The sequence below is a fragment of the Micromonospora sp. NBC_00421 genome, assembly GCF_036017915.1.
Classification (GTDB): Bacteria; Actinomycetota; Actinomycetes; order Mycobacteriales; family Micromonosporaceae; genus Micromonospora.
This window is the reverse complement of sequence record NZ_CP107929.1, coordinates 3,699,890-3,720,897: the sequence shown is the minus strand read 5'-3', so window position 1 is coordinate 3,720,897 and position 21,008 is coordinate 3,699,890. Positions and strand designations below refer to the sequence as shown.

General features: G+C 73.8%; 2 protein-coding genes. Both read left to right on the top strand.

The genetic code is table 11. The features are described 5' to 3' along the window. Positions 1-4,764, top strand: coding sequence for a type I polyketide synthase (locus OHQ87_RS15280; RefSeq protein WP_442930830.1), 4,764 nt, complete (start codon positions 1-3; stop codon positions 4,762-4,764). 59 nt (positions 4,765-4,823) lie between these two features. Continuing rightward, on the top strand, positions 4,824-21,005 hold the full coding sequence (locus tag OHQ87_RS15275; protein ID WP_328338430.1) for a type I polyketide synthase: 16,182 nt from the start codon (positions 4,824-4,826) through the stop codon (positions 21,003-21,005). The last annotated feature ends 3 nt before the right edge of the window (positions 21,006-21,008 follow it).

Genomic DNA, 21,008 nt, shown 5'->3' with positions numbered 1-21,008 from the left:
CTGATGTCCAACGAACAGAAGCTTCGTGACTACCTGCGCCGGGTCACCGCCGACCTGCACGAGACCAGCGAGCGGCTCCGCGACGTCGAGGAGCGCGCCGCCGAGCCGATCGCCATCGTCGGCATGGGCTGCCGTTACCCCGGCGGGGTGGACTCGCCCGAGGCCCTGTGGGACCTCGTGGCGGCCGGCACCGACGCGATCTCCGGCATGCCCACCGACCGGGGCTGGGACCTCGACCGGCTCTACGACCCGGATCCGGACCACCCCGGCACCAGCTACACCCGCGCCGGCGGCTTCCTCTACGACGCCGCCGACTTCGACCCGACGTTCTTCAACATCTCGCCCCGCGAGGCCGCCGAGATGGACCCGCAGCAGCGGCTGTTCCTGGAGACGTCCTGGGAGGCGCTGGAGCGGGCCGGCATCGACCCGCTGTCGCTCAAGGGCAGCCCCACCGCAGTGTTCACCGGCGTCGTCTACCACGACTACCCGAACAGTTGGGGTGCCGGCAGCATCGTCTCCGGCCGGCTGTCGTACACCCTCGGAATGGAGGGTCCGGCGGTCACCGTCGACACCGGCTGCTCGTCGTCGCTCGTCGCCCTGCACTGGGCCTGCCAGTCGCTGCGCTCCGGGGAGTCGTCGCTCGCCGTCGCCGGTGGGGTGACAGTGATCGGCACCCCCGGCGCGTTCGTCGAGTTCTCCCAGCAGCGGGCACTCTCCTTCGACGGCCGGTGCAAGTCGTTCGCCGCCGCCGCCGACGGCACCGGCTGGGCCGAAGGCGCCGGCTCGCTGGTGCTGGAACGGCTCTCCGACGCCCGCCGCAACGGGCATCAGGTGCTCGCCGTCATCCGTGGCTCCGCGATCAACCAGGACGGCGCGTCCAACGGCCTCACCGCCCCCAACGGCCCGTCCCAGCGCCGGGTCATCCGGGCGGCGCTGGCCAACGCCCGGCTCGCCGGCCAGGAGATCGACGCGGTCGAGGCGCACGGCACCGGTACCCGGCTCGGCGACCCGATCGAGGCGCAGGCGCTGTTCGCCACGTACGGGCGGGATCGCCCCGCCGACCGGCCGCTCTGGCTCGGCTCGCTGAAGTCCAACATCGGCCACTCCCAGGCCGCCGCCGGTGTCGGCGGGGTGATCAAGATGGTGCAGGCGATGCGGCACGGGATGCTGCCCCGTACCCTGCACGTCGACGAACCCAGCGGCGAGATCGACTGGTCGCCCGGCACGGTGCGGCTGCTCACCGAGCCGGTGGAATGGCCGCAGACCGGCCGGGCCCGCCGCTGCGCGGTCTCCTCGTTCGGCATCAGCGGCACCAACGCGCACGTGGTGCTGGAGGAGATGCCGCCGGCCGACGAGGAGGAGCAGCCGGCCACCCCGGCGGTGCTGCCGTGGGTGCTCTCCGGGCACACCGACCGGGCACTGCGGGCCCAGGCCGAGCGGCTGCTGTCCCACCTGGACGCCGCGCCGGCCGACCCCGCCGCGGTCGGCCGTACGCTCGCCGGCCGGGCCCGGCTCGGCCACCGGGCGGTGGTGCTCGGCGGTGACCCGGCGCAGTTGCGGGCCGCGCTCGCCTCGGTCGTCGACGGCCAGCCGTCCCCGACCTCGGTCACCGGCACGGCGGACGCTACCGGCCGGGTCGTCTTCGTCTTCCCCGGTCAGGGTGCCCAGTGGGTCGGCATGGCCGCCGCCCTGCTGGACTCCTCGCCGGTGTTCGCCGCGCAGATGCGTCACTGCGCCACCGAACTGCGCGCCTACGTCGACTGGGACCTGCTCGACGTGGTACGCGGCGTGCCCGGGGCACCCTCGCTGGAGTGGGTGGACGTGGTCCAGCCCGCGCTCTGGGCGATGATGGTCTCCCTCGCCGCCACCTGGCGGGCGTACGGCGTCGAACCCGACGCCGTGGTCGGTCACTCGCAGGGTGAGATCGCCGCCGCCTGCGTGGCCGGAGGACTGTCCCTCGCCGACGGGGCGCGGGTGGTCACCCTGCGCAGCCGGGCCATCGGCGAGAAGCTGGCCGGTCGGGGCGGCATGGTCTCCGTCGGGCTGCCCGCCGACCGGGCGGAGGAACGGATCGCCCGGTGGGCGGGCGACATCTCCCTCGCCGTGGTCAACGGCACCGGCTCGGTGGTGGTCTCCGGCACCCCGGAGGCGCTGCGCGAACTCGTCGCCACGCTCACCGAGGAGGGGGTCCGGGTCAAGCAGGTGGCGGTCGACTACGCCTCGCACTCCGCGCAGGTGGAGGCGCTGGAGCACCGGCTGCTCGAGGACCTGGCCCCGATCAACCCGCGTACCGGGACGATCCGGATGCTCTCCACGGTCACCGGCGACTGGGTGGACACCGCCACCCTGGACGCCCGCTACTGGTACGACAACCTCCGCAACACGGTCCGGTTCGACCCGGCGATCCGCTCTCTCGCCGGGCAGGGCTGGACCGGGTTCGTGGAGGTCAGCCCGCACCCGGTGCTCGGCATGGGCATGCAGGAGACGCTGGAGTCGGCGGACCGCCCCACGGTGGTCACCGGCACCCTGCGCCGTGACGACGGCGGCCTGGACCGGCTGCTGACCTCCCTGGCCGAGCTGCACGTCCGGGGCGTCGAGGTGGACTGGTCCGCCGCCCTGCCCGGCACCCGCCGGGCGGACCTGCCCACCTACGCCTTCCAGCACCAGCGCTACTGGATCGAGCCGGCCGCCGCCGCCCCGGGCGGCGGCGGCACCGACGCCGGGTTCTGGGACGCCGTGGAACGCGCCGACGTCGACCTGCTCGCCGACGGCCTCGGCGTCGACACCGCACTGGTGGGCGAGGTGCTGCCCGGCCTGACGTCGTGGCGGTCCCGGCAACGGGACGTGGCCACCGTGGACGGTTGGCGGTACCGGGTGGTGTGGCGGCCTACCGAGCTGCCCACCGGCGGGCAGCTCACCGGCGTGTGGTGGGTGGTCGCCCCGGCGGCACTGGACGGCGACGACCGGCTGCGTACCGTCGTCGACGGACTGGCTGCCCGGGGCGCCGAGGTGGTCACCGTCACCGGCACCGACCACGCCGGCCGGGAGGCCCCCGCCGGGGTGCTCTCCCTGCTCGCCCTGGACGACGACCCCGACCCGCTCGGCGTCGGCCTGTCCGCCGGGATCGCCGCCACCGTGTCGCTGGTGCAGGCCCTGGCTGCGGCCGACTTCACCGGTCGGCTCTGGTGCGTCACCGCCGGAGGGGTCGGGGTGGACCGGTTCGAGCCGGTCGCGGACCCCGCCCAGGGTGCGCTGTGGGGGCTGGGCACCGTGCTCTCCCTCGACTACCCCGGCTGGTGGGGTGGCCTGGTCGACCTGCCCGCCGAGTGGACGCCGGAGACCGTCGACCGGTTGGCCGACGTGCTGACCGGCGGCGGCGAGGACCAGGTGGCGCTGCGACCGGCCGGCCCGCTGGCCCGCCGGATGGTCCGGCACCCGGTGACCGGGGCGCCCGAGCGGCGCTGGCGGCCCGCCGGCACCGTGCTGGTCACCGGCGGCACCGGCGGGGTCGGCGGACACGTGACCGAATGGCTGGTCGCGCAGGGCGCGCAGCGGGTGGTGTTGGCCAGCCGGCGTGGTCCGGCGGCTCCCGGTGCGGCCGAGCTGGTGGCCCGGCTTCCGGGGGTCGAGGTGGTGGCGTGTGACGTGGCGGATCGGGAGGCGGTCGCTGCGCTCCTGGCCGACCTCGGTGACGGGCTGACCGCCGTGTTCCACGCCGCCGGGGTGCTGCACCCCGAGGTGCCGTTGGGCCAGACCGGCGTCGACGACTTCGCCGAGGTGTGCCGGGCGAAGGTGCTCGGTGCGGTGCATCTGGACGAGTTGACGGCGGACCGGTCGTTGGACGCGTTCGTGGTGTTCTCGTCCGGGGCGGCGGTGTGGGGCAGTGCCGGGCAGGCGGGGTACGCGACGGCGAACGCGTACCTGGACGCGTTGGCGCACCGGCGGCGTAGCCGGGGCGCGGTCGCCACCTCGGTCGCCTGGGGCAGCTGGGGCGGCGGCGGTGGGATGGCAGGCGGTGAGGTCGGCGTGCACCTCGACCGGCTCGGCGTCGGCGTGATGGACCCCCGCCTCGCCGTCGACGCGCTCGGGCAGGCCCTCGACCACGACGAGAGTCACCTCGTCGTGGCCGACGTCGACTGGACCCGGTTCACCCCGATCTACACCCTGTCCCGGCCCCGGCCGCTGCTTGCCGAGCTGCCCGACGCCGCACCCGAGACCGCCGAGGCCACCGACCCGGCGTCGTCTTCGGCGCTTGTCGACCGGCTGGGCACGCTGTCCGCGGCCGAGCAGCGCGACCTGCTGCTGGAGACGGTCCGCACCAACGTGGCCGCCGTCCTCGGCTACGGCGACACCGAAGAGGTCGAGCCGCAGCGGGCGTTCAAGGAACTCGGGATGGACTCGGTGACCGCCGTGGAGCTGCGCAACCGGCTCAGCGCCGCCACCGGCGTACGGCTCTCCGCAACCCTGGTCTTCGACCACCCCAACCCGACCGCCCTGGCCGACCAGCTCCGCGCCGAGCTCGGCTACACCGGTGACACCGCCGGTGGCCTGCTCGCCGAGCTGGACCGGCTGGAGGTGACAGTGGCCGGACTGACGCCGGAGGAGATCGAACGCCACAGGGTCACCGTCCGGCTCCAGTCACTGCTGGCGAAGCTCAACGAGACCCTCAGCACCACCGCGGGCACCACCCTGGTCGACCGGCTGGAAACGGCGTCCGCCGACGACGTGTTCGACCTGATCGACAAGGAACTCGGGATGACCTGAGTCGCCACCGCGCTCCCGGCGCAACGTGTCCCGCTGGCAACGAGTTTGGTGAGGTTCGGATGGCGAACGAAGTAAAGCTCCTCGAGTACCTGAAGCGGGTCACCGCCGACCTGCACCGCACCCGGGAACGGCTGCGTGAGGTCGAGTCGCAGGAGCAGGATCCGATCGCGATCGTCGGCATGGCCTGCCGTTACCCGGGCGGGGTCAACTCGCCCGAGGACCTGTGGCGGGTGGTCGCCGAGGGCGTCGACACCATCGGCGACTTCCCCACCGACCGGGGCTGGGACACCGCCGCCCTGTACGACGCCGACCCGGACGCCGCCGGCAGCAGCTACGTCCAGCAGGGTGGTTTCGTCCACGACGCCGACGAGTTCGACGCCGAGTTCTTCGGCATCTCGCCCCGCGAGGCGTTGGCCATGGACCCGCAGCAGCGGCTGGTGCTGGAGGCCAGCTGGGAGGCGTGCGAGCGGGCCGGCATCGACCCCGACTCGCTGCGCGGTGGCCCGGTCGGCGTCTTCGTCGGCTGTGGCGGCCAGGACTACTGGGACCGGCTCACCGTGTTGCCCGAACCGGTCGAGGCGTACATGAGCACCGGTAGTTCCGGGGCGGTCATCTCCGGGCGGGTCGCGTACAGCCTGGGGTTGGAGGGGCCGGCCGTCACGGTCAACACGGCCTGCTCGTCGTCGCTCGTCGCGTTGCACCTGGCCGCGCACGCGCTGCGGCAACGCGAGTGCGGCCTGGCGCTGGCCGGCGGTGTCACCGTGATGTCGACGCCCGGCTCGTTCGTCGCGTTCAGCCGCCAGCGGGGGCTGGCCTCCGACGGCCGCTGCAAGCCGTTCTCCGACGACGCCGACGGCACCGGCTGGGGCGAGGGCGTCGGCATGCTGCTGCTGGAGCGGCTCTCCGACGCCCAGCGCAACGGCCACCGGGTGCTCGCCGTCATCAGGGGTTCCGCGATCAACCAGGACGGCGCGTCCAACGGGCTGACCGCCCCCAACGGGGTGGCCCAGCAGCGGGTCATCCTCCAGGCGCTCGCCAACGCCGGGCTCACCTCCACCGAGGTCGACCTGATCGAGGCACACGGCACCGGCACCACCCTCGGTGACCCGATCGAGGCGGAGGCGCTGATCGCCACGTACGGGCACGACCGGCCGGCGGACCGGCCGCTCTGGCTCGGCTCGGTCAAGTCCAACATCGGCCACGCCCAGGCCGCCGCCGCCGTCAGCGGCGTGATCAAGATGGTGATGGCGCTGCGGCACGGCGTGCTGCCCAAGAGCCTGCACGTGGGCGAACCCTCCACCCACGTGGACTGGTCCGCCGGCACCGTACAACTGCTGACCGAGGCGCGGCAGTGGCCCGACCACGGCCAGCCGCGCCGGGGCGGGGTGTCGTCGTTCGGGGTGAGCGGCACCAACGGGCACGTGATCCTGGAGCAGGCCCCACCGGTCGAGGCCGTCGAGCCGGTCGAGACCGCCGAGCCGCCGGTGGTGCTCTGGCCGCTGTCGGGCCGGTCGGCGGCGGCGCTGGCCGGGCAGGCGGACCGGCTGCGGGAGTTCCTGACCGACGAACGTCCGGTGGACGTCGGGTACTCGCTGGGCACCACCCGGGCCGCTTCGGCGTACCGGGGTGTGGTGCTCGGCGACGACGCGGCCGGGCTGGAGAACCTGGCCGCCGGTGGTGGCCTGTCCGGTCGGGTGACCACCGGTCGGACGGCGGTGTTGTTCACCGGTCAGGGTGCGCAGCGGGTGGGGATGGGTCGTGAGCTGGCGGGTGCGTTCCCGGTGTTCGCGTCGGCGTTGGATGAGGTGTGTGGGGCGTTCGGGCCTTTGTTGGGTGGTGATTTGCGGGAGGTGATGTTCGCCGATCAGGGTGGTGTGCTCGACCAGACCGGATGGACGCAGCCGGCGTTGTTCGCGGTTGAGGTGGCGTTGTTCCGGTTGGCCGAGTCGTGGGGTTTGAGGCCGGATTTCGTGGCGGGTCATTCGATTGGTGAGTTGGCTGCGGCGTATGTGGCGGGGGTGTGGTCCCTGGCGGATGCGTGTCGGGTGGTGGCGGCGCGGGGTGGGTTGATGCAGGCGTTGCCGGCTGGTGGGGCGATGTTGGCGATCGCGGCTCCGTTGGCGGAGTTGGATCTCGGTGGCGTGGATGTGGCGGCGGTGAACGGTCCTCGGGCGGTGGTGGTGTCGGGCACGGAGGAGCGGATTGCCGTGTTGGAGGCGTCGCTTGGGGTGAAGACGCGTCGGTTGCGGGTGTCGCATGCGTTCCATTCGCATCTGATGGATCCGATGCTGGCTGAGTATGGGCGGGTGTTGGAGGGGGTGACCGCGAACCCGGTGGGCATCCCGTTGGTGTCGACCGTGACCGGTGAGCTGGCCGGGGACGACGAGTTGGGTTCGGCTGCCTATTGGCGGGGTCAGGTGCGGGGGACGGTGCGGTTCGCGGATGCGGTCGCCGCGTTGGCTGCTCGTGGGGTGACCCGGTTCGTGGAGATCGGGCCGGACAGTGTGCTCACCGCCATGGTGGGCGAGTGTGTCGAGGATGCGGTGGCGGTTCCGTTGCAGCGGCGTCCGAGGGGCCGGGGGGAGGCCGGCGGTACCGCTGGGGTGCAGGGGCAGGACGAGGGACAGGTGGAGGCGTATGCCACCGGGATGGCCCAGGCGTGGGTCAGTGGGATCGACCTGGACTGGGCGGCGGTCAACCCGGGAGGCCGGCAGATCGACCTGCCCACCTACGCCTTCCAACACCAGCGGTACTGGCTGGATGCGCCCGCCGACCCCGGCGACGCCACCGCCATGGGTCTGGACTCCGCCGACCACCCGCTGCTCGGTGCGGCGGTCACCCTCGCCAACGCCGACGGTGCCGTCCTCACCGGCCGGCTCTCCCTCGACCGGCACCCCTGGCTCGCCGACCACGCCGTCGACGGCGCGGTGGTCTTCCCCGGCACCGGCTACGTCGACCTGGCCCTGCACGCCGGCGCGCAGGTAGGTGCCGAGACCATCGACGAACTGACCATCGAAGCCCCGCTGGTGCTGCCCGAACGCGGCGCCGTCCAGCTCCAGGTCGTCGTCGGCCCCGCCGACACCGGCCAGGCCCGCACCCTCGGTGTGTACGCCCGCAGCGCCGACACCGACGCCCCGTGGACCCGGCACGCCAGCGGGGTGCTCGCCACCGGTACCCGTACCACCGGAACCGCCCTCGTCGAGTGGCCGCCCGCCGGTGCGGAACCGGTGCCCACCGACGACCTCTATCCCCACCTGGCCTCCGGCGGCCTGGTCTACGGCCCGGCGTTCCGGGCCCTGTGCCGGGTCTGGCGACGCGGCGACGAGTTCTACGCCGAGGTGAGCCTGCCGGAGGAGGTGGACGCCGACGGGTTCGGCCTGCACCCCGCCGTGCTCGACGCCGGCCTGCACGCCCTCGGCCTCGCCGACACCGACGCCTTCCGGGGGCTGCCGTTCGCCTGGTCCGGCCTCACCCTGCACGCCACCGGCGCGACCGGTGTACGGGTCCGGCTCACCCCGGCCGGCTCCGGGGTCCGGGTGGCGGTCGCCGACGCGGTCGGTGCCCCGGTCGCCACGGTCGACTCGCTGGTGCTGCGCCCCGTCCAGGTGGGCCGCCCCGGTGGGGTCGCCGACGCGCTGTTCGACCTGACCTGGCAGGAGATCGGCACCCCCACTCCGGCCACCCCGACCTGGGCCTACCACCCGGCCACCCTGCCGGCCGGCACCGAGCCTGCGTTCGCCGGGTCGGACCCGGCGGCGCTGGTCACCGGGCCGACCGACACCGAACTGTTGGTGCTGACCGCCGGGGCCGACGGGGACGTCGCCGGCCCGGAGGCGGTGCACGACGAGGTGAACCGGGTTCTCGGCCTGGTGCAGCAGTGGCTGACCGGCCCGGACACCCACCGACTGGTGGTGCTCACCCGACGCGCCGTCGGCGACGACGCGACCGACCTGACCGGAGCGGCCGTGTGGGGCCTGCTCCGCTCGGCGCAGGCCGAGAACCCGGACCGGCTGCTGCTGCTCGACACCGACCCGGATGCGGACGTGGCCGCCTCGCTCGCTGTCGCCCTGGCGAGCGGCGAACCGCAGGTGCGGGTCCGGGCCGGCGTGGTCTCGGTGCCCCGACTCACCCGCCAGGCCGTCGCCGCGTCCACCCCTGACGCTCCGCTGTTCGGTACGGGCACCGTGCTGCTCACCGGCGCGACAGGTGCCCTCGGTGCGGCGGTGGCCCGGCACCTGGTGGCGACCCACGGGGTGTCCCGGCTGCTGCTGGTGTCCCGCCGGGGCCCCGCCGCCGCTGGTGCCGGCGACCTCGTCGCGGAGCTGACCGGGGCCGGTGCCCAGGTCGAGCTGGTCGCCGCCGACGTGGCCGACCGGGCCCAGGTCACCGCCCTGGTCGACGGCCGTCCCGACCTGTCGGCGGTGGTGCACACGGCGGGGGTGCTCGACGACGGCGTGGTGTCGACGCTGTCCGCCGCGCGGCTCTCCGCGGTGCTACGCCCGAAGGTCGACGCGGGATGGCTGCTCGACGAGCTGACCCGGGACCGGGAGCTGTCGGCGTTCGTGCTCTTCTCGTCGTTGTCCGGTGTGCTGGGCGCACCTGGTCAGGGCAACTACGCGGCGGCGAACGCCTTCCTGGACGCCCTGGCGGTGACCCGTCGCGCGGCGGGACTGCCGGCCGTGTCGTTGGCCTGGGGGTTGTGGGGCACCGGTTCGGCGATGACCGACCGGCTCGGTGAGGCCGACCGGGAGCGGATGTCCCGGGGTGGGGTGCTGCCGTTGACGACCGGGGACGGGTTGGCGCTGCTCGACGCCGCCGTCGGCAACCCGTACCCGACCGCGGTGCCGGCCCGGCTCGACCTGGCGGCCCTGCGTACCCTCGGCGGGGATCTGCCGTTGCCGTTCCACGGCCTGGTCCGTCCGGCCCGGCGGACGGCCGCCCGCGCGGCCGGGGCCGGTGCCACCGGTTGGGCGGCGGAGCTCGCCGCACTGCCCGCCGAGGAACGCGAGCGCGCCGCGACCGCCCTGGTCCTCCGCCAGGTGGCGGCGGTGCTCGGGCACGCGTCCGCCGAGCGGATCGACGCCGGCCGGGCGTTCCAGGAGCTGGGGTTCGACTCGCTCACCGCCGTCGAGCTGCGCAACGAGCTCACCGCAAGCACCGGGCTGCGGCTGCCCGCCACCCTGATCTTCGACTACCCGTCACCGCGCGACCTGGCCCGGCACCTGCTCGACGAGATCGCCGGCCCGGACGGCGTCGACACCATGCGGCCGGTCACCACGACCGCCGTCGCCGACGATCCGGTGGCGATCGTGGGGATGGCCTGCCGTTACCCCGGTGGGGTCTCCTCGCCTGAGGATCTGTGGCGGCTGGTGGCCGAGGGCGGCGACGCCGTCGACGACTTCCCGACCGATCGGGGTTGGGATCTGGCCCGGCTCTACGACCCGACCGGCACCCGCCCCGAGACCACCTACGTGGCGAAGGGCGGGTTCCTCACCGACGCCGCCCAGTTCGACCCGCTCTTTTTCGGTATCTCCCCCCGCGAAGCGGTGATCATGGACCCGCAGCAGCGGTTGCTGCTTGAGGTCTCCTGGGAGGCGTTCGAGCGGGCCGGCATCGACCCGGGCACCCTGCGCGGCTCGCCCACAGGTGTGTTCGCCGGGGTGATGTACCACGACTACGTCTCCGGGCGCAGCTCCGGCAGCATCGTCACCGGCCGGGTGGCGTACACGTTCGGGCTGGAGGGACCGGCGGTGTCGGTCGACACCGCGTGTTCGTCGTCGTTGGTGGCGATGCATCTGGCGGGTCAGGCGTTGCGGTCGGGTGAGTGTGATCTGGCGTTGGCGGGTGGGGTGACGGTGATGGCGTCGCCGGAGACGTTTGTGGAGTTCTCGCGGCAGCGGGGTCTGGCGCGGGATGGTCGGTGTAAGCCGTTCGCGGCGTCGGCTGATGGGACGGGGTGGTCCGAGGGTGTTGGTGTGTTGGTGTTGGAGCGGTTGTCCGATGCGGTGCGGAATGGGCATCGGGTTCTGGGTGTGGTGCGGGGTTCGGCGGTGAATCAGGATGGTGCGTCGAATGGGTTGACGGCGCCGAACGGGCCGGCGCAGCAGCGGGTGATCCGGCAGGCGTTGGTCAATGCGGGGGTGTCGGCGGTCGAGGTGGATGTGGTGGAGGCGCATGGTACGGGTACGACGTTGGGTGATCCGATCGAGGCGCAGGCGATTCTGGCGACGTATGGTCGGGGTCGGGATCGGCCGTTGTGGTTGGGGTCGGTGAAGTCGAATCTTGGTCATACGCAGGCTGCTGCGGGTGTGGCGGGTGTGATCAAGATGGTGATGGCGATGCGGCATGGTGTGGTGCCGAGGACGTTGCATGTGGATGCGCCGAGTCCGCATGTGGACTGGTCGGCTGGTGCGGTCGAGCTCGCGACGGAGGCGGCGGAGTGGGCGGTGGTCGGTCGTCCCCGGCGGGCGGCGGTGTCGTCGTTCGGCATCAGCGGCACCAACGCCCACCTGATCCTGGAGCAGGCCCCCGCCGCCGCACCGACGACCGGCTCCGCCGCCGCACCGACGACCGGCTCCGCCGCCACGACCGTCACCGGCCTCGCTACCGGGCCGGTGTCGCTCTGGCCGGTCTCCGGCCGGTCCGCCAGCGGCCTCGCCGCGCAGGCCGCCCGCCTCGCCGACTTCCTCGCCGACGCCGACCTGCGCCCCGCCGACGTGGCGCTGACCCTCGGCACCGGCCGGGCCGCCCTGGAACACCGGGGGGTGGCCGTCGGCGACGGCGTCGCCGGTCTCCGCGCGCTCGCCGCCGGTCAGGGTGTGCACGGCCACCTGACCACCGGTCGGACGGCGGTGTTGTTCACCGGTCAGGGTGCGCAGCGGGTCGGCATGGGCCGTGAGCTGGCGGGTGCCTTCCCGGTGTTCGCGTCGGCGTTGGACGAGGTGTGCGGCACGTTCACGCCGATGCTCGGTGGTGATTTGCGGGAGGTGATGTTCGCCGATCCGGATGGTGTGTTGGATCGGACGGGGTGGACGCAGCCGGCGTTGTTCGCGGTCGAGGTGGCGTTGTTCCGGCTCGCCGAGTCGTGGGGTTTGAGGCCGGATTTCGTCGCCGGGCATTCGATCGGCGAGTTGGCCGCCGCGTACGTCGCCGGGGTGTGGTCCCTGACGGACGCGTGTCGCATCGTCGCGGCGCGGGGTGGGTTGATGCAGGCGCTGCCGGCGGATGGGGCGATGTTGGCGATCGCCGCGCCGCTGGCGGAGTTGGATCTCGGTGACGTGGACGTGGCGGCGGTGAACGGCCCCCGGGCGGTGGTGGTGTCGGGCACCGAGGAGCAGATTGCCGTGTTGGAGGCGTCGCTTGAGGTGAAGACGCGTCGGTTGCGGGTGTCGCATGCGTTCCATTCGCATCTGATGGATCCGATGCTGGCTGAGTATGGGCGGGTGTTGGAGGGGGTGACCGCGAACCCGGCGGGCATCCCGTTGGTGTCGACCGTGACCGGTGAGCTGGCCGGGGACGACGAGTTGGGTTCGGCTGCCTATTGGCGGGGTCAGGTGCGGGGGACGGTGCGGTTCGCCGACGCGGTCGCCGTACTCAAGGCTCGTGGGGTGACCCGGTTCGTGGAGATCGGGCCGGACAGCGTGCTCACCGCCATGGTCGCCGAAAGCGCCGGCGACGCGGTGACCATCCCGTTGCAACGTCGGGACCGCGACCAGGTGACCGCGTACGCCACCGGGATGGCCCAGGCGTGGACCACCGGCCTCGACCTCGACTGGGCGGCCATCCACCCCGCCGCCCGGCAGGTCGACCTGCCCACCTACGCCTTCCGACGCCAGCACTACTGGCTCTACGACCCGGCCCTGGTCGGCGCCGGACTGCTCGCCGCCACCCACCCGTTGCTCGACGCCGCCGTACCGCTCGCCAACACCGACGGAGTCGTCTTCACCGGTCGCTGGTCGCTGCACACCCACCCGTGGCTTGCCGACCACGCCGTCGGTGGCACCGTCGTGTTCCCCGGCACCGGCCTGGTCGACCTCGCCATCCACGCCGGTGACCAGGTCGGCACCGGTCTGCTCGACGAGCTGACCCTGCACGCGCCGCTCGTCGTCCCCGACGGCAGCATCGAGGTGCAGGTCGCCGTGGAGCCACCCGACCCGACCGGACGGCGTGCCGTCCAGGTGCACTCCCGGGAGCGGGACGACGCCCCGTGGACCCGGCACGCCACCGGTGTCCTGGTCGCCGGTGACACCACCGGCGTCGCCCTCACCGAGTGGCCCCCCGCCGACGCCGAACCCCTGCCGCTGGCCGGTCTCCACGACGACCTCGCCGCCGGCGGACTCGACTACGGCCCCACCTTCCAGGGCCTGCGCCGCGCCTGGCGTGCCGGTGCCGAACTCTTCGCCGAGGTCGACCTCCCCGACGGTACGGAGCACGACGGCTACGGCCTGCACCCGGCCCTCTTCGACGCCGGCCTGCACGTCCTCACCCGTGCCGAGGGCGACACCCCCCGGGGCCTGCCGTTCGCCTGGTCCGGGGTGACGCTGCACGCCACCGGCGCGACAAGCCTCCGGGTCCGGCTCACCCCCGCCGGCACCGGCGTGCGGATCGCGGTCGCCGACGCGCAGGGTGCACCCGTCGCCACCGTGCGGTCGCTGGTGCTCCGCCCGGTGCAGGTCACCGCCGCCACCGGCGTCGCCGACGCGCTCTTCGGCCTCGACTGGCAGCCCGTCGCCGTCACCCCGGCCGCGACCGCCCCCACCTGGGCCTGGCACCCCGACACCACCCCGCCCGGCGATGCCTCCACCACCGCTGCCGGCACCGGTGACCCCCTCGCCGGCAGCTCCCACGAGCTGGTGGTGCTGCGCGCCGGCGGGACCGACGACGTGCACGCCGAGGTGAACCGGGTGTTGGAGATCGCCAAGCGTTGGCTGGCCGGGGACGGCACCGCCACGCTCGTCGTGCTCACCCGGTACGCCGCCGGTGACGACGTGACCGACCTGGCCGGCGCGGCGGTCTGGGGTCTGCTGCGCTCCGCCCAGGCGGAGAACCCCGACCGGATCCTCCTCGTCGACGCCGACACCGACCGGCTCGACGACGTCCTCCCGCTGGCCCTGGCCACCGGTGACCCGCAGGTGCTGGTCCGCGACGGCGTCGTCCGGATCCCCCGGATCGTCCGGCGGGCGCTGCCCGCGACGCCGGCGGACACCCCGCTCTTCGGCACCGGCACGGTGCTTGTCACCGGCGCGACCGGCGCGCTCGGCGCGGCGGTGGCCCGGCACCTGGTGACGGCGCACGGGGTGCCCCGGCTGCTGCTGCTGTCGCGCAGCGGTACGGCGGCAGCCGGCGCCGACGACCTCGTCGCCGAGCTGACCGGGGCCGGTGCCCGGGTCGACCTGATCGCCTGCGACGTGGCCGACCGCGACCAGGTGACCGCCGCCCTGGCCGACGTGCCGGACCTGTCGGCGGTGGTGCACACCGCCGGCGTGCTCGACGACGGGGTGGTCTCGTCGTTGACGCCGGCCCGGGTGTCCGGGGTGCTGCGCCCCAAGGTGGACGCGGCGATGCTGTTGGACGAGCTGACCCGGGACCGGGAGCTGTCGGCGTTCGTGCTCTTCTCGTCGCTGTCCGGTGTGCTGGGCGCACCTGGTCAGGGCAACTACGCGGCGGCGAACGCCTTCCTGGACGCCCTGGCGGTGACCCGTCGCGCGGCGGGACTGCCGGCCGTGTCGTTGGCCTGGGGGTTGTGGGGCACCGGTTCGGCGATGACCGACCGGCTCGGTGAGGCCGACCGGGAGCGGATGTCCCGGGGTGGGGTGCTGCCGTTGACGACCGGGGACGGGTTGGCGCTGCTCGACGCCGCCGTCGCCGGTGGACCGGCCACCCTCGTCCCGGCCCGGCTCGACGTACCGGCCCTGCGTACCCTGGGCGACCGGTTGGCTCCGGTGCTGCGTGGGCTGACCGGGCCGACCCGGCGTACCGCTGCCGCCGCCACCGCCGTGGACCGGCCGGACAGCGACTGGCTGGCCGGGCTGCCGGAGAACGAGCGGGCCGGGGCGGTCCGGCACCTGGTGCACACCCACGTCGCCGCCGTGCTCGGCCTCGCCGGTCCGGAGGCCGTGGAGGCGGACCGGACGTTCCAGAGCCTCGGCTTCGACTCGCTCACCGCCGTCGAGCTGCGCAACGCGCTCTCCACGGCCGTCGACCTGCGGCTGCCCGCCACCCTGATCTTCGACTACCCGACCCCGACCGCCCTCACCGAGCTGCTGCACCGGGAGCTGACCGGCGCTCTCGACGTACCGCAGGAGCGGCGGACCGCCAGCACGGCGGTCGGTGACGACATGGTGGCGATCGTCGGGATGGCCTGCCGATACCCCGGCGGGGTCTCCTCGCCGGAGGACCTGTGGCGGCTCGTCGCCGAGGGCGGCGACGCGATCGACGGCTTCCCGACCGACCGGGGTTGGGATCTGGCCCGGCTCTACGACCCGACCGGCACCCGCCCCGACACCAGCTATGCCGACCAGGGCGGGTTCCTGCCCGGCGCGGCCGGCTTCGACCCGGCCTTCTTCGGCATCTCGCCCCGTGAGGCCGTCCTGATGGACCCGCAGCAGCGGCAGTTGCTTGAGGTCTCCTGGGAGGCGTTCGAGCGGGCCGGCATCGACCCCGCCTCGGTACGCGGCTCCGCCACCGGTGTCTTCGCCGGCCTGATGTACCACGACTACGTGACCGGGCACAGTGCCGGCAGCGTCGTCTCCGGCCGGATCGCCTACACCCTCGGCCTCGAAGGCCCCGCCGTGACCGTGGACACCGCGTGTTCGTCGTCGTTGGTGGCGATGCATCTGGCGGGTCAGGCGTTGCGGTCGGGTGAGTGTGATCTGGCGTTGGCCGGTGGGGTGACGGTGATGGCGACACCGGAGACGTTCGTGGAGTTCTCCCGGCAGCGGGGTTTGGCGCGGGACGGCCGGTGCAAGCCGTTCGCGGCGGGCGCCGACGGCACGGGCTGGTCCGAGGGCGTGGGTGTGCTGGTGCTCGAACGCCTCTCCGACGCACGCCGCCACGGGCACACGATCCTGGGCCTCGTCCGGGGCTCGGCGGTCAACCAGGACGGTGCGTCGAACGGCCTGACCGCACCGAACGGGCCGGCGCAGCAGCGGGTGATCCGGCAGGCCCTCGCCAACGCCCGGGTGTCGACCGCCGAGGTCGACGTGGTGGAGGCGCACGGTACGGGTACGACGTTGGGTGATCCGATCGAGGCGCAGGCGATTCTGGCGACGTACGGTCGGGAGCGGGAGCGGCCGTTGTGGTTGGGGTCGGTGAAGTCGAATCTTGGTCATACGCAGGCTGCTGCGGGTGTGGCGGGTGTGATCAAGATGGTGATGGCGATGCGGCACGGGGTAGTGCCGCGCACTCTGCATGTGGATGCGCCGAGCCCGCACGTCGACTGGTCCGCCGGTGACGTGCAGCTCGCCACCGAGGCCGTCGACTGGCCGGTCAACGGTCACCCCCGTCGGGCGGCGGTGTCGTCGTTCGGCATCAGCGGCACCAACGCCCACGTCATCGTCGAGGAGTACCCGCAACCGGAAACCGCGCCCGAGCCGACGCCCGAGCCGGCAGTGGTGCTCTGGCCGTTGGCCGGCCGGTCCACCGATGGCCTCACCGCCCAGGCTGCCCGGCTGCGGGACTTCCTCACCGACGAACGACCAGTCGACGTCGGGCATTCCCTCGCCGCCGGCCGGGCCGCCCTGGACCACCGGGGTGTGGTCGTCGGTGGCACCGCCCCCGACCTCGCCACCGGCCTGGAGGCGCTGGCCGTCGGGGCCGGCCTGTCGGGTCGGGTGGTCGCTGGTCGGACGGCGGTGTTGTTCACCGGTCAGGGTGCGCAGCGGGTCGGCATGGGTCGTGAGCTGGTGGACGCCTTCCCGGTGTTCGCCGCCGCGTTGGACGAGGTGTGTGCCGTCTTCGTCCCCTTGTTGGGTGGTGATCTGCGGGAGGTGATGTTCGCCGATCCGGATGGTGTGTTGGATCGGACGGGGTGGACGCAGCCGGCGTTGTTCGCGGTCGAGGTGGCCCTGTTCCGCCTCGCCGAGTCGTGGGGGTTGAAGCCGGATTTCGTCGCCGGGCATTCGATCGGCGAGTTGGCTGCGGCGCATGTGGCGGGGGTGTGGTCGCTGGAGGACGCGTGTCGGGTGGTGGCGGCGCGGGGTGGGTTGATGCAGGCGTTGCCGGCGGGTGGGGCGATGCTCGCCATCGCCGCGCCTCTCGACGAGTTGGATCTCGGTGACGTGGACGTGGCGGCGGTGAACGGTCCCCGGGCGGTGGTGGTGTCGGGCACCGAGGAGCGGATCGCCGCACTGGAGGCGTCGCTTGGGGTGAAGACGCGTCGGTTGCGGGTGTCGCACGCGTTTCATTCGCATCTGATGGATCCGATGCTGGCCGACTACGGGCGGGTGTTGGAGACGGTCACCGCCGATTCGGCCGCCATCGGGCTGATCTCCACCGCGACCGGTGAGCCGGCGACCGACGAACAGCTCGGTTCGGCCGCCTACTGGCAGGGTCAGGTGCGGGGGACGGTGCGGTTCGCCGACGCGGTCGCCGCGCTGGCCGCGCGGGGGGTGACCCGGTTCGTGGAGATCGGGCCGGACAGCGTGCTCACCGCCATGGTGGGCGACTGTGTCGACGACGCGGTGGCCATCCCGTTGCAGCGCCGGGACCGTGGGCAGGTGGCGGCGTACGCCACCGGGATGGCCCAGGCGTGGGTCAGCGGGATCGAGCTGGACTGGGCGGCGGTCAACCCGGGAGGCCGGCAGGTCGACCTGCCCACCTACGCCTTCCAGCACCAGCATTACTGGATGCAGGACATCGGGGCGGACCGGGACGTCACCGCCGCCGGTCTGCTCGACGCCGAACACCCGCTGTTGTCGGCTGTCACCACCCTGCCCGACACCGACGGGCTGATCGCCACCGGGCTGCTGTCCCGGCGTACCCACCCGTGGCTGGCCGAGCACGCGTTGGGCGACACGATCGTGCTGCCCGGCACCGGGCTTGTGGAACTCGCCGTGCGGGCCGGGGACCAGGTGGGCTGCGGCCGGCTGGCCGAACTCACCCTCCAGGCCCCGCTGGTCGTCCCGGCCGACGACGGCGTGCAGGTGCAGGTGGCCGTCGGTGCGCCCGACGACGAGGGCGGCCGGCCGGTCACCGTCTACTCCCGGCACCGGGACGCGCCGTGGACCCGGCACGCCACCGGGCTGCTCACCCCCGCCCCGACCAGCCCGCCGGCCGACCCGACGACCGCCTGGCCGCCGCCCGCCGCGACCCCTGTCGACTTCGACGGCCTGTACGAGCGGATGGCCGACGCGGGCCTGGTCTACGGCCCGGTCTTCCAGGGCCTGCGGGCCGCCTGGCGACACGGCGACGAGGTGTACGCCGAGATCGCGCTCCCCGGTGACGTGCTCGACGCCGACCGGTTCCACCTGCACCCGGCCCTGTTCGACGCGGCCCTGCACGCCATCGGGCTCACCCGGGGCGAGGGGACGACCGCCGTCCCGTTCACCTGGACCGGGGTGACCGTCCACGCCACCGGCGCGAGCGCCCTGCGGGTCACCGTCACCCCGGCCGGACCCGACCAGGTCGCCCTCACCCTCGCCGACCAGACCGGCGCGCCCGTCGCCCGGGTCGACTCGCTGGTGCTGCGGGAGATCGACGCGGGCCAGCTCGCCGCTGCCCGCGCCGGTCGACAGGAGCACCTCTACCGGGTCGACTGGACCCCGGTTCCGCTGCCCGCCACCCCGGCCACCGGCCGCTGGGCGCTTGTCGGCATGGACGAGTTCAAGGTGGCCGCCGCGCTGGACACCGTCGGTCTGCTCGCCGAGACCCACCCCGACCTGTCCACTCTCACCACCGCCCTGGACGCGGGCGGGGCCGTACCGGACGTGGTGCTGGTCGCCAGCGTGCAACCCGACTCGCGGGACCTCGCCGCCGGTGCCCGGCACACCACCGGGCAGCTCCTCACCCTGCTCCAGGGCTGGCTCGCCGACGACCGGTTGGCGTCGTCCCGGCTGCTGGTGCTCACCCACGGCGCGCAGGGCACCCCGGTCACCGAACCGGCCGCCGCGGCGGCCTGGGGTCTCGTCCGGTCCGCCCAGTCGGAGAACCCGGGCCGGATCGTCCTGGTCGACCTCGACGACCACGACGAGTCCGCGCAGACCCTCCCGGCGGTGCTGGCCGGCGGTGAACCGCAACTCGTCGTCCGCGAGGGCGTCGCCCACGCCGCCCGGCTGACGCCTGCCGCCGCCCCCGACGGCATCCCCGGCAGTGTCTTCACCGCCGAGGGCACCGTGCTGCTCACCGGGGCCGGCGGCACCCTCGGCCGGCTCGTCGCCCGACACCTGGTCGACGCGTACGGGGTGCGGCACCTGCTGCTGGCCAGCCGGCGCGGCCCCGACGCGGACGGGATGGCCGAGCTGTGCGCGGACCTCACCGCCCGTGGGGCGGAGGTCACCGTGGCCGCCTGCGACCTGGCCGACCGGGACGCGGTCGGCGCGCTGCTCGCCGGGGTGCCCGCCGACCACCCGCTGACCGCTGTGGTGCACGCCGCCGGGGTGCTCGACGACGGGGTCATCCCGTCGCTGACCCGGGACCGCCTCGACGCGGTGCTGCGCCCCAAGGTCGACGCCGCCACCCACCTGCACGAGCTGACCCGGGACGCGGGGCTCACCGCGTTCGTGCTGTTCTCCTCGGCGGCCGGGGTGCTCGGCGGGCCGGGGCAGGGCAACTACGCGGCGGCGAACGCCTTCCTCGACGCGCTGGCCGAGGCCCGGCGGGCGGCCGGGCTGCCCGCCCAGTCCCTGGCCTGGGGGCCGTGGGCCGGCGGTGGGATGGCCGACGACCTCGGCGGCACCGACCGGGCCCGGATGTCCCGGGGCGGGGTGCTGCCGATGTCCGCCGAGGAGGGGCTGGCCCTGCTGGACGCGGCGTTGGCCCGTACCGAGGCGGTGCTGGTCCCGGTCAAGGCCGACCTGCGCACCTCGGCGGAGGGCGAGGTGCCGCCGATCCTGCGCACCCTGGTCCCCCCGGTACGGCGGGCCGCGTCCTCAGGTACTGGCCGGCCCGACCCAGCGGCGCTGCGGCGTACCCTCGGCGGGCTCGACGCCGACGGCCAGCAGGCGCTGCTGCGCGACCTGGTCCGGGCGTGCGCCGCGACGGTGCTCGGCCACGGCGGCCCGGACGACCTCGACCCGGCGCTGCGCTTCGTCGAGCTGGGCTTCGACTCGCTCACCGCGATGGAGCTGCGCAACGCCCTCAACGAGGCCACCGGGCTGCGACTGGCCACCGGGGTGGTCTTCGACCACGGCAGCGTCGACGAACTCGCCGCGCTGCTGCGGACCGAACTGGCCGCCCCACCGGCGCAGGACGGCGTCAGCACGGCCGACGCCGCCGACACGATGAGCGCGCTGTTCGGCGCCGCCGTCCGGGGCGGTCGGGTGCCGCAGGGCCTGGCGTTGCTCCACGCGGTGGCGGACATCCGGCCCAGCTTCGACGGGCCGGCCGACCTGCCGGAGATCCCCGCGCCCCGCCGGCTCGCCCGTGGCGACCAGGGGCCGGCGATCGTCTGTTTCCCCTCCCCGATGGCCCTCGGCGGAGACCAGCAGTACGCCCGGTTCACCGCCGAGTTCGGCGGCACCCGGGACGTGTGGACCCTGCCGGTGCCCGGTTTCGGCCGGGACGACAGCCTGCCCGCCTCGGCCGACGCGGCGGTACGGGTCTTCGCCGAGATGGTCCGCCCGATCGCCGAGCAGGGCCCGTACGTCATCGTCGGTTACTCCTCAGGTGGGCTGTTCGCCCACGCCACCGCCGGTGAGCTGGCGCGGCAGGGGTACGGCCCGACCGGGGTGGTGCTGCTGGACACCTACCTCACCACCGGCAGCACCACGGCGACGTTCTTCACCCACATGCTCGAATCGTTGCTGGACAAGGAGGCCACCTTCGGCGAGTTCAGCAGCGCCCGGCTGTCGGCGATGGGCCGCTACATCCGGTTGCTGGAGAGCTGCCCGGTCGAGGCGATCGACCCGCCGGTGCTCTTCGTCCGGCCGCAGGAGTCGATCGTGCCCGGTGCCGACGACGACGGGTGGCGGGCCACCTGGGAGACCCCGCACACGCTCCGGGAGGTGCCCGGCGACCACTTCACCATGATGGAGGGTCAGGCCGGCACGACCGCCGACGTGGTGCGGGACTGGATCGCACAGTGACGA

Excerpts from the sequence above, each read along its gene's own strand:
- OHQ87_RS15275 (WP_328338430.1), top strand. The coding sequence starts at position 4,824 with ATGGCGAACGAAGTAAAGCTCCTCGAGTACCTGAAGCGGGTCACCGCC.